This window comes from Mycobacterium sp. 5-140-3-2 (assembly GCF_035666375.1).
Lineage (GTDB): Bacteria > Actinomycetota > Actinomycetes > Mycobacteriales > Mycobacteriaceae > Mycobacterium > Mycobacterium intracellulare.
In genome coordinates this window covers 4,188,513-4,202,886 of the sequence record NZ_CP142025.1, presented here as the reverse complement: position 1 = coordinate 4,202,886, position 14,374 = coordinate 4,188,513, and the positions used below count along the sequence as shown (strand labels likewise).

Genomic DNA, 14,374 nt, shown 5'->3' with positions numbered 1-14,374 from the left:
CTGTGCTGCGCGAGGCACTGCGCAACTACGCCGAGGCTAAGAACCGACACGACGTCGAAGCGATCGTGGCCGCATACGCACCCGACGGCAGCTACCAAGACTCTGGGGTTCGCCAGCCGGTCACCGGCCACGCGCAATTGCGCAAGTTCTACGCGGCCTTCTTCCAATCAGTGCCTGATTACCAGGGCCACTTCGATGGGACGGCATTCGGCGACGACACGGCCGTGGTGTGGGGGCGCATGACCGGGACGGTGGGGAACAATCTCCTCGGCCTGACCACTGATCCCGGCAGCCGCATCGATGTCCCCGTCACGTTCGTGTGCACCTTCCGCGGCGGACAGCTCACCAGCGACTGCGGCTACTTCGATACCAGGATCCTTCATCACCAAGTTGGTTTCGCCGGGCCGGCTGCTGCGCTGGAGCCGCCGGTGTCAACGGTCGCATCCTTCGTCGCGGGTTGGGCCCGATTCTGGGCTGCGCCCACCGACACCACCCGCGTTCACGGCCTCGTCACCGACGATGTTGCGCTGCACTGGCCGGGAATTGCCGAACCATTGCGCGGACGCAATGCCTATGTCGCCCAACTGGCCGCCGCGGTCAAGCACGTTCCGGACCTGACGTTATCGGTCGCCGACTACGCGCACCGCGGCAACGTCCTCCTGATCGCGTGGGAAGGCCGTGGAACGGTGGATGGTTCGGTACGGCGCTGGTGCGGTGCCGACCGGTTCCGGCTTCGAGACGGCCAAAGCGCCGAGACGACGGTCGTATTCGATACGAGGGGCATGACGCCCAGCCGCAAGCGGCACCTAATTCCGGCCAAACCATAACTGAGGAGGCAGTTTTCGTGCGCGCAATCATCCAACATGAGTGGGACGGCCCCGCCTCCCTGCGGTTAGCGGAGGCCCCCGAACCGCAGCCGGCCCCGACCGAGGTGAAAGTCCGCGTTCACGCCGCTGGTGTTAACCCAGTGGACTACTACACAAGTGGAGGTCGGGCATATAACCGGGTGCTCAATCTGCCGTTCATTCACGGCTGGGACGTCGCAGGGGTAATCGAGGAGGTCGGCTACGGCGTCAACCGATTCAATGTCGGCGATCGGGTTTTCGGAATGCCATGGTTCCCGCGCCAAGCGGGCGGATACGCCGAGTTCGTCACCGGGCCGTCACGGCACTTCGCGGCTATGCCCGCCGGGTTGGACTTCACCGAAGCAGCCGCCCTGCCGCTCGCGGGGCTCACCGCATGGCAGATGCTTGTCGACGTCGCCCACGTTGCGCCCGGCCAGCGCGTGCTGATAGCTGGCGCCGCTGGGGGAGTCGGGCATTTGGCGGTCCAGATCGCCAAGGCGCACGGCGCTTACGTCATTGGGACCGCCCGCGCCGCCAAACACCGCTTCCTTGCCGAGCTGGGTGTTGACCAGGCGTTGGATTACACCGTAACGCCGGTCCACGAGGTAGTCGGTGATGTTGACGTGGTGATCCAGATGTTCGGTGGTGATGCTGGTGTCGAGGCATTGGGATGTCTTCGTCCCGGGGGGATTCTGGTCAGCGCTCAAGCCGCCTGGACGCCAGGCCTGCACGAGCGTGCGAAAGAGCTCGGAGTTCACGCCTACGACTACCTGGTCGAGCCCGACGCGGCCGGCCTCCGGGGCATCGCGCAGCTCGTCGAATGCGGAAAATTGCGGGTGCATATCGCCGAGCGGCTCCCGCTAGCCGACGCGGCGCGTGCCCTGACCATCAGCAGCCAGGGCCGCACCAGCGGCAAGATCATTCTCACCGTGGTGTGAACGAACCGGACGTGGGCCCCATGACTTCTCTTGCATCTCACCGGCAACTGCACGATCCAGGTGGGAAAGGCGCATTGCGTGTCGGGATCGTGGCGCTGCTTGCCGCTGACCAATGGCCGGGTACCGAACCTGACCAACTCGCCCGCATGGTGCGCACCATCGAGGATCTCGGCTTCGACTCGCTATGGGCCAACGACTCACTGATTGGCCCACGTATCGAAGCGTTGACATTTCTCGCGGCTGCCGCTTCGGTGACTGAGCGGGTGACACTTGGCACCGCTGCGCTTCTTCCTGCGTTGCGCAGACCTGTACAAGCCGCGCAAGCGCTAGCCTCCATCGATCGATTGGCGCAGGGCCGCCTCGTCGTAGCTGTCGGTGCCGGCTTTCCGGGGATATCGGAGACCGAATACGCGGTGTCGGAAGTGTCATGGCGACGGCGCTCCAGGCGGCTCGACGAGACTGTTGCGCTCTGGCGACAGCTATGGGCCGGGGCAGGGCCGAGCGCGTTTCACGGCGATACGATCGCCCTGAGTGACATTCCTTCTGGGATAAGGCCGTTCAACCCTGCCGGGCCGCCGGTCTGGCTTGCCGGCGACACGCCGCGCGCCCGCGCTCGCGCGGGGGCGGCATATGACGGTTGGCTGCCCTACCCGCCGACGCCGTCGGGTTTCGCGACGGGTCTAGGTGACGTTCGCGCCGCAGCCAAGCTGGCTGGGCGGCCGACTGACGCCGTCACCCCAGCCCTTTTTGTGACGGTCCTTGTAACGGACTCGCCAGATGGCGGTCGATCCGAACTTGATCGGTTCACCACCGCAACGTATGGATTTCCGCTTGCGGCCGTCGAGAGTCTCCAGGCCTTCGCCGCCGGGTCCGCTGAGGCGGTTGCGGCCAAGCTGGCGAACTACATCGATGCCGGAGTGCGCCACTTGGTCTGCCGTATCGGGGTGCTCACGCAGGATGGGTTCCGGGTGCAGCTCGAACGACTTCGAGATGTGAAGGATCGCTTGGAGGAGGCGTCCCGTGCTTACCCGTGAGCGCACGACGGTCGGCCTGCTCCGCGAGTACCAGAACTTCTCGGATTTGTTGGCCAGGCTCGATATGTCGATGTGGACCCGAGCCACCCGCTGCGCCGGTTGGCAGGTGCGCGACGTCGCCGCCCATGTTGTGGGTCAGGCGATCGACACCGTCACGGGCGCAAGCGGTACGCGAAGCGCCGATGAACAGGCGGCGTCGCTGCGCGCCCAACCGCCCAACGACCTTGCCGCCCAGATGCGGCAGATCGGAGAGTCGACGGCAGGGCTGTTGACCGCGTTCGGCGACGACATGTGGGTCCGACCCAGTCCAGCACCGCGTTTCACTGTTGGCCGGGCAATACATGCTCTATTGATGGACGCGTACGTGCACGCCGACGACATCCGCGACGCCATCAATCAGCCATCAGATCTACGCGAAGGACTTTATGACAGCCTTGATTTCGTCCTCGACATCCTAAGCCGCGATCCCATCATCGCAGCCGACTCGCACGTAGTCCGCCTGCTTGCGATACCGGCCGCGGCATTCCCGAAGGAAAGCGGAATCGACGCCCACAAATTCCTTCTCGCTGCTACAGGGCGACGCGACCCACGGATGCTGGGTCTTCCCGAAACAGTGAATATCTTTCGCGCGTGACTGGAGCGTGCCCGCAGCTCAGTAACGGGCTTTTCCGAAATGGCGTGCAGCCCTGGGTGAGTAGTCCTGACGAGCCGCGCTTAGGCCGTCCGCGGTCTGCGAGGTTCGGCTAGTCGTCTGCAGGTTGATTCCTGCGAGCATCCCAAATTCTTTGTGTGTGCTCACCGATCGATCGGTGATGGATTTCCTGAAAGTTCCGTCCACCGCGCCGGAATGTGGCAATGACCGCGGACGGCACCTCCTGCTCAGGCGTCGGTGCCGACAGCCACTCGCACGGTCTTACGTGCACCAAATCCACTGCGGCGGCCGCTTCGCCGGCGTCATAGAAGTACGGCCCGCAGATGCGGCCCAACCAGAACCACCCGTCGGTGTCGCGGCTCCACACAAACGAGCCGTCATCGAGGTCGGCGAATCGGCCGACCCGACGGACAAGCCGTTCCTGTTCGCCCGAGCGATCCACGTATTGCCCGAAGCCGCACAGGCCGAGCCGTCGAGCGCGGTCGATGGCAGCTTGCGGCTCGACGGCATCGTTGCGGGAACGCATCGGCGCGCGGTGGACGGCGACCATGACAAACATCGTGCCCTGATTACCGCCGGCAACCCCCAGGCGTGCGCCGATCGCCAAGCGCCGATGCTCGATGCGCTAGGACCGAAGTGGCTGCATCGGGGCGAACCCAGATGTGGCGGCGCTTACGGCGCCGTTAGCTCTTCCAGACGACCTTGTCGATGCCGGCGGCATCCCGGTAGACAACGCTGTCCGGCGCCGTGCCGCCTCGAACGTCGAAGTAGAGCCGCCCGGTCGCCTGGGCGCCCGGCGCGATCGGCTGGTTCGGCAGGCCGTCTACTTCATGCCCTTTCATGACCGCGTAGGTCGAGCTGTTGACGGCACGCGCGTTGAAGTCGGCAATGACCGGAGTCGCATTACCGCGCACACCTGTGGCCGTGACGTCGGAGTACCAGATGCCATCGTTGTGGCCGCTGGGCTGCAAGTTGTTCACGGTGTAGTTGATGGCTTCTGCGCCGTTTGCGCTTGGAATCTCTGCGGATTGGCCAAACGCTACGACTTGCGGATCCGCCAGCGCCGGCGACGCCATCAGAATTCCCGCCGTCGCGATGCCGGCGGCGGCCGCCGTCGTCTTCATGGCAACCTTGGAGAGCATCATGGCAAAACCCCTTCCCTAGGTCCCTGCGGTCAAGAAGCGCTAGCCGCTTGCTCGACATACCGGGAGGTATCCAGACTCGCCGGTTTCAAACCTGCTCGGGCGAGGTCAGAGGGTGAATCGTTCTAGCCTTTCGGACTCAGGACGACCACCGGGATGGGTCGTGACGTCCGCTTCTGATACTCCACGTAGCGGTTTTGGTTGTTGTTGTTGACGATCTGCCATAGCCGCGGGTAGTCGGGGTCATCGGGCAGCACCGGTCGCGCGGTGACGGCGAAACGCCGTGGTCCGACGTTGATCTCGACGTCGGGGTTGGCTTTCAGGTTGTGGTACCAGCCGGGGGCTTCGGGGGCGCCGCCCTTGGAGGCGACGACCAGATACTTGTCACCGTCGCGGGCATAGGTCAGCGACGTCGTGCGTCGTTTACCGGTCTTCGCGCCGACGGTATGCAGCAGCAGGCTCGGTATCCACAGCGCGCGGTGACCGATCCAGCCATTCGTCTTCTGATACACCGTGTCGTGCACTCGCAGCAGCTGCGGAAGCACCTTTTCCTCCACGAAACTCATAGCTGTCAGTTTCGCTCGGCGGCGCCGGTATTTGCCAGGGGGTTCCTCGAAGCGGGAGGCAATTCGGACGTATATCCGCACATGGCCGCGGAGATAGCTATAGTCACCTCGGACTGAAGGGGCGGTTGGGGTCAAGGGGGGTCAGACGGTAATTGGCGCAGATACTGACATAGCTGCCCCGTCGCGATTTCGCATGTATCTACCATTCTCGAGAGTTGCCCTTCACCCAGTTGGTGACGATGGCAGACGTTGAGAGCGTCAGCCCCGTCACGCAAGCGCGGGGCCTGCGTCCGCCGAAGCCGGCATTTCGCCAAGACCTCGAAGGCCTGCGTGCCGTCGCGGTGTTGGCCGTCGTGCTCTTTCATGCCGGCGTGCCCGGTGTGGGCGGTGGGTTCACCGGCGTCGACGTGTTCTTCGTCATCTCGGGATTCCTCATCACCGGAATGCTTTACCGCGAGGTAAGCACTGCAGGCACCGTCCGGCTGGGCCGCTTCTACGGGGCGCGAGCCCGCCGGCTGCTGCCGGCATCGGCTGCGGTGGGCGTTGTCACCGCGATCGCCTCGGCGATCCTGTTGCCCCCGTTGCAAGCCGAGGGCGTCATCGGTGACGGCATCGCCAGCGCGCTGTACATCGGCAACTACTGGTTCGTCTTCCACGGCATCGACTACCAACTTGCCTACACGCCGCCGTCGCCGTTCCAGCACTACTGGTCCCTGGGCGTCGAGGAGCAGTTCTACCTGGTGTGGCCGGCCGTCATCATCGGTACGGCCTGGGCCACCCGGCGGCGGCGTCGGCGCGCCGCGGGCGTGTCGTCCGAGCGTCCTTATCTCCTGGTCCTTGCGCTGGTCGCGGTCCTGTCGTTTGCCGCGTCACTGCTGGCCACCCCGATCGTGCCTTCCGTCGCGTTCTTTTCACTGCCCACCCGGGCGTGGGAGTTGGCCGTGGGCGGCCTGGTGGCCCTGACGACCACCCAGTGGCGCCGGCTGGCGGCGCTGCCCGCCGCGATCGCGGGATGGGCGGGCCTGGCACTGATCCTGCTGGGTTGCACGGTCTTGAGCGTGATGACGCCCTACCCGGGCACGGCCGCCCTGCTGCCCGTGCTCGGCACCGCACTCGTGATCGGCGCGGGCTGTGTCCACCCCACCCGAGGGTGCGGGCACCTTTTGGCGTGGTCGCCGATCGGAGCCATCGGCCGAATTTCGTATTCGTGGTATCTCTGGCACTGGCCCGTGTTGTTGCTCGCGCCGCCGTTGCTGGGCCATCCGCTGGGACTGGTGGGCAGGCTGGCGACGGTCGCGATATCCGGCGGTCTGGCCGTGCTCACCCTGCGCTTCATCGAAAACCCGCTCCGCTTCGCCCCTTTCGTGCGCCGGTCCGCGTTCCGCAGCCTGTTGCTCGGTGGCGGTGCGACCGCGGTGGCGGTATGCGTGGGCGCGGCGTTGTTGGTGGCGATCCCCGCCCCCGTCGGTCACGGTGCCCCGGCGGCGGCGCTGAAAGTCACCGGGCCGATACCACCGGCGGGTGACAGCCTCGACGCGTACGACGCGGCGGTGCAGTACGCGTTTGCGCAAGTGCAGACGATGGTCGCGGTATCCGCCGATCTCAAGGCAGTCCCGTCGAATCTCGACCCATCGATCGGCGCTGCTTCAGCCGAAAACCCGATCGCCTACTTCAAGGGCTGCTTGCGCAATTTTTTGGAGGCCGATCAGCCCGAGTGCATCAGCGGCGACAGGGCGTCAAAGACCGGCGTCGCCCTGGTCGGTGACTCGACCGCAGCGATGTGGATCCCTGCATTCCAGCAGGTCACCGGGCGGCGGCACTGGCGGCTGGATGCCCTGACCAAAGGCGGCTGCCCGATGCTGGACCTGCCCATCATCAACCCGTTCCTGCGCCGGGAATTCACCGAGTGCGACAAGTGGCGCGATCTGGTCGTCGCCCGCCTGCGCAACCAGCATCCACAGTTGGTCGTGTTGAGCCTGTGGCGCAAATACGGTGACCGTTACGACTTTCCGGCCGGTGTCACGTCATACGACTCGGCCTGGCTCGGCAGCCTGACCCGACTCGTCCAGCAGCTGCGCGGTACCGGTGCCAAGGTGCTGGTGCTCGGGCCGGCCCCGGATCCGCACGCATTGGTGCCGACCTGCCTGTCCGGTCACCTCGATGACGCGACGGCCTGCGCGCCGCCGAGATCGACGGCGGTGAACGATCCGGGCATCGCCGCCGAGGCGGCGGCCACCAAAGCCGGCGGCGGACAGTACGCCGACCTCACCGAGCTGTTCTGCACCTTGGACCGGTGCCCGGTCATCGTCGGCAACACCGTGGTGTTCCACGACGCCAACCATCTGACGTTCGAATACGCCCGGGAACTGGCGCCGGTGATGGGCGCGCTGGCCGATCGCGCGCTGCTCCCCGGCTGAGCTTTGCGACGATCCTCACCGGAACCGTTCAGCCGGTGCGCTCATGTTCGCTACCCTTAACTCGATCATCAGTTGCCTGGGAAGTTGAGGCCACGAAATGGCTGAAAGACCCAAGGCTCGCCCCCGGGCGCCGGGACCGAGCGACATCGTCGCGGAGTTGGCTGCCGCCGGATTCGACAACGCGCGCCAGATCGCTCGAGGCGCCGCCGGCGTGGTGTATCGCTGTCGCGAGACTGCGCTCGGTCGCAACGTCGCCATCAAGGTGTTGCCGACCTTCGGCGACGACGAGAGTCGCGAACGATTTCTCCGCGAGGGCTACGCCATGGGCGGCCTGTCGGGCCATCCGAACATCGTCAACATTCTGCGCGTCGGCGTCACCGCGGGCGGCCGGCCTTATATCGTGATGTCGTACTGCGCCGCCGGTTCCCTGGGCCTGCGGGTGCAGCGAGAGGGGCCGATCGCCTGGCCCGAAGCGATGCGGATCGGTGTGAAATTGTGCGGGGCGCTCGAAACCGCTCACCTGACAGGAACTTTGCACCGCGATATCAAGCCCGCGAACGTTCTCGTCAACGACTACGGCGAACCGCAGCTCACCGATTTCGGGACGGCGCACGTCGCTGGAGGCTATGAAACGGCGTCCGGGTTGTTTTCCGGCACAGTCGATTTCCTCGCGCCCGAGGTCATGACCGGCGATCCGGCGACGGTCGAGACCGATGTTTACTCGCTCGGTGCCACGCTCTATGCGCTCATCGCCGGCAACGCCGCATACGAGCGCCGCAGCGGCGAAGACCTCCTCGCGCAGTACACCCGGATCAAAAGCACGCGGGTCCCGGACCTGCGCCCCAATGGGATCCCCGACGCGGTCTGTTCGGCGATCGAAAAAGCGATGCGGTTCGATCCCGCCGAACGGCCGGCGTCAGCGGCGGAGTTCGGCCGCGAATTGCAGGAGAGCCTGCGCCGCAACGGATTAAAGCCCGATTCCATGGCGATTACCGCCGCGGGTGCGGGTTCGGGGCGCATCGCGCGGCCGGTGCCGAGACCGCCGAGGATCGCCAAACCGGGCCCACGGATCGCCGGCCCGGAAAGTGCCACCTCGCTGATGAATGCGCTGGGAGATCGCACCACCTCGACGCCACCGCATCCGCCGTCACGGCCGCCCGGTCGCCCGCAGCCGGGCCGCGCACCCGCTGTCTCGCGCGGCCCAAACACGTCCGAGCCCACCCAGATGATCCCCGAACAGACAAGTGTCACCGACGCGATCGCGCCGACGAGTTCTGCCGACCGTGTTCCGGATACGCCGCGCGGATTGGCGACCGGCGCGGTGGCGTGGCCGAAACCGTCGAAAGCGAAGCGAAGCCGCGCCACCGCGGCGCTGATCGCCGTCGCGATCGTGGTGGCCGTGTTGGTGCTGGGCAGCGGCGTCTACGTGCTGCTGACGCACGGCAAGCGGCACCCCCAGGCCGCCGCGAGCCAGCCGAGCCAGGCGTCGGTGAAGTGGCAGCCGATCACGAACGCGCGCATCGCACGCGACGCGGCGGCAACCACCCAGGCCGACGGCACGATCTGGATATTCGGCGGAATCGGCAGCAACCACGCCGTCGTCGCAAACCACGAGGGGTATGACCCCGTCATCGACAGCTGGAAGAGCGGCGACGATCTCCCGGTCCCGGTTCAACAGGCCATGGCCGTGACGTGGCAGGGAAACCCGATCGTGCTCGGCGGCTGGCGCGCCGCGGGCGCGCAAAAGGTTGCCAGCGACCAGGTTTGGCGCGTGGTCAACAGTCACTGGGTGGAGCTGCCCCACCTGTTGCAGCCCCGCGCGGCAGCGGCGGCGGCCGTGGTGGGTGACCGCATCATCGTCACCGGCGGCGTCGACGCCAACGGAGCGCTGCTGAACTCCACCGAGATCTTCGACGGCAACGCCTGGACCCTCGGCACCCCCATCCCGACCCCGCGACAGATGCTGGCCGCGGCCTCGGACGGGAAACTGGTGTACACGGTCGGCGGGACCAACGGGAACGCCGACCTGGTAGCGGTCGAGGCGTACGACCCGGCCGCGAAAACCTGGACGAAATTGCCCGACCTTCCCCAGCCTCGCAGTGACCTTGGCGTGGCGATCGCGGACCGGCGCCTGGTCGCCGCCGGGGGTCAGTCGGCGGGGCAAGTCCTCAAGAGCGTGGCGGTGTTCGATCTGTCGACGAAGACGTGGGATGGCTTGCCGGACATGGGGACTGCGCGCCACGGCATGGCGGTCGATGCGGTGGGGAAGTCCATCTACGCCGTCGGGGGGTCGACGGCCGTCGGTGACGACCAGGTGACCGCGACGGCCGAGGCGTTACAGCTGCCGCCACGCCTGGCCCAGCCGGCCGCGCAGTGGCGTTCGCTACCGGACGCGCCCACACCCCGGCTGATGACGGCGTGGACCGTGCTGGGCGACAAGATCTGGATCATGGGCGGACTGCGCGACGGAGTCGCACTTCAGACGGTCGAGAGTTACGACCCGCGCACCGGCGCCTGGCAAGCCCAACCCCCGCTGCCCGTCCCGCTCCACCACGCCGCCGCGGCCACGTATCGCAACGAGGTGGTGGTCCTCGGCGGCGCCAGCGGCGACCTCACGCAGGCGTCCACCAAGGTGTTCGCGTTGCGCGGCGGCAATTGGGTGGAGCTGGCCGGCCTCAGCCACGCGCGGGCGGCACCGGCGGCCGCGGTGGTCGGTGACAAGCTCGTCGTCGCCGGCGGACAGAACGCCAAGCAGCTCGTCGGCCAGACCGAGGTCTTCGACGGCAGCTCGTGGCGCGACGCGGCCAACATGCCCACCCCGCGCGAACACTTGGCCGCGGCGTCCGACGGCACCTACATGTACGCGGTCGGCGGGAGGTTCCTGTCCGCCGACAAGAATTCCGCGGCGTTCGAACGGTTCGATCCCCAAGCAGGGACCTGGACCAAGTTGGTCGACATGCCAACTCCGCGTGGAAGTTACGGCGCCGCGTTCATCGATGGCCGAATCGTGGCGGTCGGTGGTGAGGAACCAACCCAGGTGTTGGGAGTCGCAGAAATGTACGACATCGCAAATGCGAAGTGGTCCACGCTGCCCCCGCTGCCGACGCCGCGTCACGCTGAGGCGGTCGCGGCGGTGGGCAACACCGTGTACTGCATTGGCGGTGCAAACCGGCCCACCCATGAGGGCCCCGTCGCGACGGTCGAGGCTTTGGACTTCGTCTAGCGACGGATCAATGGCGCTTGAGCCGGCTGCGCCACCCCACGATTCCCGCGTACACGACCGTCAGCAACACCAGCATGCCGACGTCGAACAGCCATGTCCCCGCCGTGTGTTTAAAGTGGCGGTCTTTCGGGGCGAGCGGCCCGGGCTCGATCGTCCACAAGTCGACCGTCGAAGCCTGCGCCGCATACCCCCAACGGGAGGGGACCGCCCAGGACATCTGATCCAGCCCGATCCGGTCGGTGACCGGGACCATCCCACCGCAGAGCACCAGCTGCAACATGAGCGACACCACCAGGAGCGGCATGATCTGCTCGTTCGAGCGCGCCAGCGAGGACAGGACCAGGCCGATCATCGCCGCGGCCACGCACATGGCGGCGGTGGCGACGTACAGCTCGAGTGTGGCGCTGCCAAGGAGCAGGGCCGGCCGGGTCGGCGCGCCTTTCCCCAGAATGGTGATGGTGGTCGCGATCGTCGACTGGACGATGGCGAACACAAAGAAGACCGCCATCTTCGCGAGCAGATAGGCCTTGGTCGACAGGCCGACCGCCTGTTCGCGGCGAAAGATCGGGCGCTCGCCGATAAGATCGCGGATCGTCAGCGCGGTGCCCATGAAGACGGCGGCCATGGTCAGCAACATCAACACCGATCCGGGCTCGTCGGACCCGTCGCCGTTCGGATCGGCCACGCGGAATCCCGTCGAGCCGGGAACGGTCAGCGCCAGCGCGCCCATCACGAACGGCAGCAGCGCCAGGAAGATGAAGTAGGCGCGATCGGCGACGATCAGCCGGACCTGGCGGCGGGCGATCGTCGAGAATTGACGCCAGGTGCTGGAGCGCGCCGGAGCGCCGAGATCGGCCGGCTTGTCCGCGTCGGATACAGGAGGCGGCGGTTTGGCTTGGGCCAGGAATCGACGGTTGGCTTCGTCGGGGTCCGCGCCCACCATTCCAAAGATCTTGGCCCAGTTGGTGGTTCCCATGGTCGCTTCGATGTCGCCGGGTGGACCGCAGTAGGCGGTCTTGCCGCCCGGCGCCATCAGCAACACCTGGTCGCACAGATCGAGGTAGCTCAGCGAGTGCGTCACCACCAGCACGACGCGGCCGGCGTCGGCCAGCTGCCGAAGCATCGTCATGACCTGCAGGTCCAATGCGGGGTCCAGGCCCGACGTGGGCTCGTCGAGGATCAGCAGCGACGGCCCGGTGAGCAGTTCCAGGGCCACCGAGGCGCGCTTGCGCTGCCCGCCGGACAGCTTGTCGACTCGCGTGTCGGCGTGCTTGGTCAAGCCGAGTTCCTCGATGACCTGCGCGACGACCTGTGCGCGGTCGGACTTGCTGGTGTCGGTCGGCAGCCGCAACTCGGCCGCGTAGTTCAGCGCCTGGGTCACCGTGAGCTGGCGGTGCACGACGTCGTCTTGGGGCACCATCCCGATCCGGCTCCGCAACGACGCGAACTGGGCGTGGATGTCGTGGCCCTCGAACGTGATCGAGCCCGAGGTCGGACAAGTGGCGCCGGCGATCAGCCGGGACAACGTGCTCTTGCCCGCTCCCGACCCACCGATGAGCGCGGTCAGCGTCCCGGGCCGCGCCGTCAGGGACACCTTTTGGATCAGCCGCTTGTTGTCGACGTGAAAGTCGACCTCCCGCACTTCCAGCCCGCCGGTGCGGGTGGCCGCTTCGGCGCGGCGCAGCAGGATTTCACCGTTGAAAACCAGGTCGACGTTGCCGATCGTGATTACGTCACCCTCGGTGAGCGGTGCCGACAAGATGCGGGTGCCGTTGACGAAAGTCCCGTTGATGCTTTGCGCGTCGTGGATCTCCATGCCGGTGGGGCCCGGCACCAAGTAGGCATGATGGCGCGACGCCAAGACGTCCGAGATGACGATGTCGCTGTCTTCCGCGCGGCCGATGACCGCCGCCCCCGCGGGGGGCGCCCCGAGCCTCGAACGTGACCGCTGCACGGCGCGCCGCAGGTTGGCGCTGTCGAAGCCCGAGGCTTCAAGGGTCTGTGCCCCGATCTCGGTGAGCGGCTGGAGCCCCGCCGGCTGCGGCGCCGGGTGGGGAGCGCGCGGGGGCTGGCCGGCGGGCGGGTAGCGCGGCGGGGCGGGTTGCGGTCGCGCGATGCGGGGCGGCGGGACGCCGGGCCGCCGTGGCGGTTCCGGACGGGCGGTCTTCGGGGCGCCCGGCGGCGCGATCACCGGCACCGCCTCCAGGGTGGGCGGTAGTTGGCCCACCGCCCCGTCGTGCCGGCCGATCCCAAAGCTCAGACGCGGCCCGTCGGGCCGGGCGAGGTTGAGGCTCTGGCGATCGTGGATGTCGACGGCCCGTACCCGGTGACCATTGACGAAAATGCCGGAGGGCGAACCGTTGTCGATCGCGATCCATTTGGCCCCGTCGAAGCGCAGCAGGAGGTGGGCGCGGGCGATCAGCGGATGGGCGACGCGCATGTCGGCGCGGAGGTCACTTCCGACCACGATGTCGTGGCCCGGCGCGAAACTGCGCTGTGACCACTCCGATTGAACCGTCAGCACGGGCGGTGCAGGCCTACTCATCACCTAAGTATTGGACTCGCCGCCAGCAAACGCTCACTTTTTCGCTTTATAGGTGCAGACGGCCGGTTTTGCCGCCTGCGCTTCGCGCGGTGTTCTCGGTGATGATGTCGCACGCCGTCTCGTAGAACGCGCTGATCAACGTGGAGAACGAGAGCTGGAAGGGATGGATCATGTAGACGTCAAGCTGCTCGAGGCGCCATTCGGGCAGCACCGGCACGATGCTGCCGTCCCGCAACTCGGAGGTGACGATGATCTGGCTCGGCATCGCACCGACACCGAGCCCGTTCAGGATGTACTGCTTGCACACCTGAAAATTGTTGGCTCGCGCCCGAACCATCGGCGAGAGCTCATGGCGCCGCTTGTTCTTGGCGACGGTGAGCCTGCGCGGTCCCTCGCTGACTCCGCAGTCGATGAACGGCACGGTATCCAATTGGGTGGGAGCGGTGATGGGTTCGGGTAGCTCCCGTATGAACTCCGGTGACGCACAAAGGAACAGTTCGAGGCTGAAGACCTTGCGCGCGATCAGCGTCGAGTCCTGCAGCGGCCCCGTGCCGAAAACCACGTCGAACCCGTCGTGGACGGGATGAACGACGTTGTCCACCAAGCGGATATCCAGCCGCGACTGGGGATATTGCTTCAGGAATTTGGCGCCGACTCGCGATGCGTAGTCGATGCCGACAAAGACCGGGATGGCAACGCGCAACTCACCCTGCGGCTCGAGCTTGCTGCCTTCCACCAGCGCCCGCACACCGTTGGCCTCGGCCAAGATGTTCACGCCGTGGCTGTAGATCTTTTCGCCAAGGTCGGTGACGGTGAGCTGGTGCGTGTTCTTGCGCAGCAGCTTGATCCCGAGGTCCGCCTCGAGCTTGCTGAGCTTGCGGCTGACGGTGGACTTGGGCATGCCCAGCAGCGCGGCCGCCTTCGACAGGCTGCGGCACTCGACCACCTTGCCGAATACGAGCAAGGCATCGAGGTCGAACGGCAGGTTCTGCTCCACGTGGTGTTCCAAAAT

Annotated in this window: 11 protein-coding genes; 6 read left to right on the top strand and 5 right to left on the bottom strand. The window is 66.5% G+C overall.

What is annotated here, in order from left to right:
* The first annotated feature begins 2 nt into the window (after positions 1–2).
* Genes P6281_RS19550 through P6281_RS19535 form a run of 4 tightly spaced genes read left to right on the top strand, consistent with a single transcriptional unit; the run spans position 3 to position 3,451 of the window.
* Complete coding sequence (locus P6281_RS19550) at positions 3–827, top strand: nuclear transport factor 2 family protein (protein WP_014385560.1); 825 nt, start codon at positions 3–5, stop codon at positions 825–827.
* Between the two features lie 17 nt (positions 828–844).
* On the top strand, positions 845–1,783 hold the full coding sequence (locus P6281_RS19545; RefSeq protein ID WP_041785151.1) for an NADP-dependent oxidoreductase: 939 nt from the start codon (positions 845–847) through the stop codon (positions 1,781–1,783).
* A 20-nt stretch (positions 1,784–1,803) separates the two neighbouring features.
* Entirely contained in the window at positions 1,804–2,817 is a 1,014-nt protein-coding gene (locus tag P6281_RS19540) for an LLM class flavin-dependent oxidoreductase (RefSeq protein WP_232065618.1), read from the top strand.
* The gene (locus P6281_RS19535; protein WP_014385557.1) at positions 2,804–3,451 is read left to right on the top strand and encodes a maleylpyruvate isomerase family mycothiol-dependent enzyme; all 648 of its coding nucleotides are present in this window, start codon (positions 2,804–2,806) and stop codon (positions 3,449–3,451) included. The genes P6281_RS19540 and P6281_RS19535 overlap by 14 nt, the downstream gene beginning before the upstream one ends.
* A gap of 109 nt (positions 3,452–3,560) precedes the next feature.
* On the opposite strand, the gene P6281_RS19530 is transcribed toward P6281_RS19535, so the two are convergent.
* The 3 genes from P6281_RS19530 to P6281_RS19520 form a co-directional block, all read right to left on the bottom strand.
* A complete protein-coding gene (locus P6281_RS19530) occupies positions 3,561–4,019 on the bottom strand; it encodes a GAF domain-containing protein (protein WP_080588074.1) in 459 nt (152 codons plus the stop codon).
* 133 nt (positions 4,020–4,152) lie between these two features.
* Positions 4,153–4,614: a DUF1942 domain-containing protein gene (locus tag P6281_RS19525; protein ID WP_014385555.1), complete on the bottom strand. Its 462-nt coding sequence runs from the start codon at positions 4,612–4,614 to the stop codon at positions 4,153–4,155.
* 122 nt (positions 4,615–4,736) lie between these two features.
* Positions 4,737–5,177, bottom strand: a complete 441-nt coding sequence (locus tag P6281_RS19520) for a nitroreductase family deazaflavin-dependent oxidoreductase (RefSeq protein ID WP_009954255.1) — start codon at positions 5,175–5,177, stop codon at positions 4,737–4,739.
* Between the two features lie 215 nt (positions 5,178–5,392).
* Between P6281_RS19520 and P6281_RS19515 the strand changes: the two genes are divergently transcribed.
* Positions 5,393–7,594, top strand: coding sequence for an acyltransferase family protein (locus P6281_RS19515; RefSeq protein ID WP_324738484.1), 2,202 nt, complete (start codon positions 5,393–5,395; stop codon positions 7,592–7,594).
* Between the two features lie 97 nt (positions 7,595–7,691).
* A complete protein-coding gene (locus P6281_RS19510; RefSeq protein ID WP_014383069.1) occupies positions 7,692–10,817 on the top strand; it encodes a Kelch repeat-containing protein in 3,126 nt (1,041 codons plus the stop codon).
* Positions 10,818–10,824: 7 nt separating this feature from the next.
* Here the strand turns inward: P6281_RS19510 and P6281_RS19505 are convergent, their stop codons facing one another.
* The gene (locus tag P6281_RS19505) at positions 10,825–13,362 is read right to left on the bottom strand and encodes an ATP-binding cassette domain-containing protein (protein WP_324738483.1); all 2,538 of its coding nucleotides are present in this window, start codon (positions 13,360–13,362) and stop codon (positions 10,825–10,827) included.
* A 46-nt stretch (positions 13,363–13,408) separates the two neighbouring features.
* The gene (locus tag P6281_RS19500; RefSeq protein WP_008259343.1) at positions 13,409–14,359 is read right to left on the bottom strand and encodes a LysR family transcriptional regulator; all 951 of its coding nucleotides are present in this window, start codon (positions 14,357–14,359) and stop codon (positions 13,409–13,411) included.
* Positions 14,360–14,374: the final 15 nt, after the last annotated feature.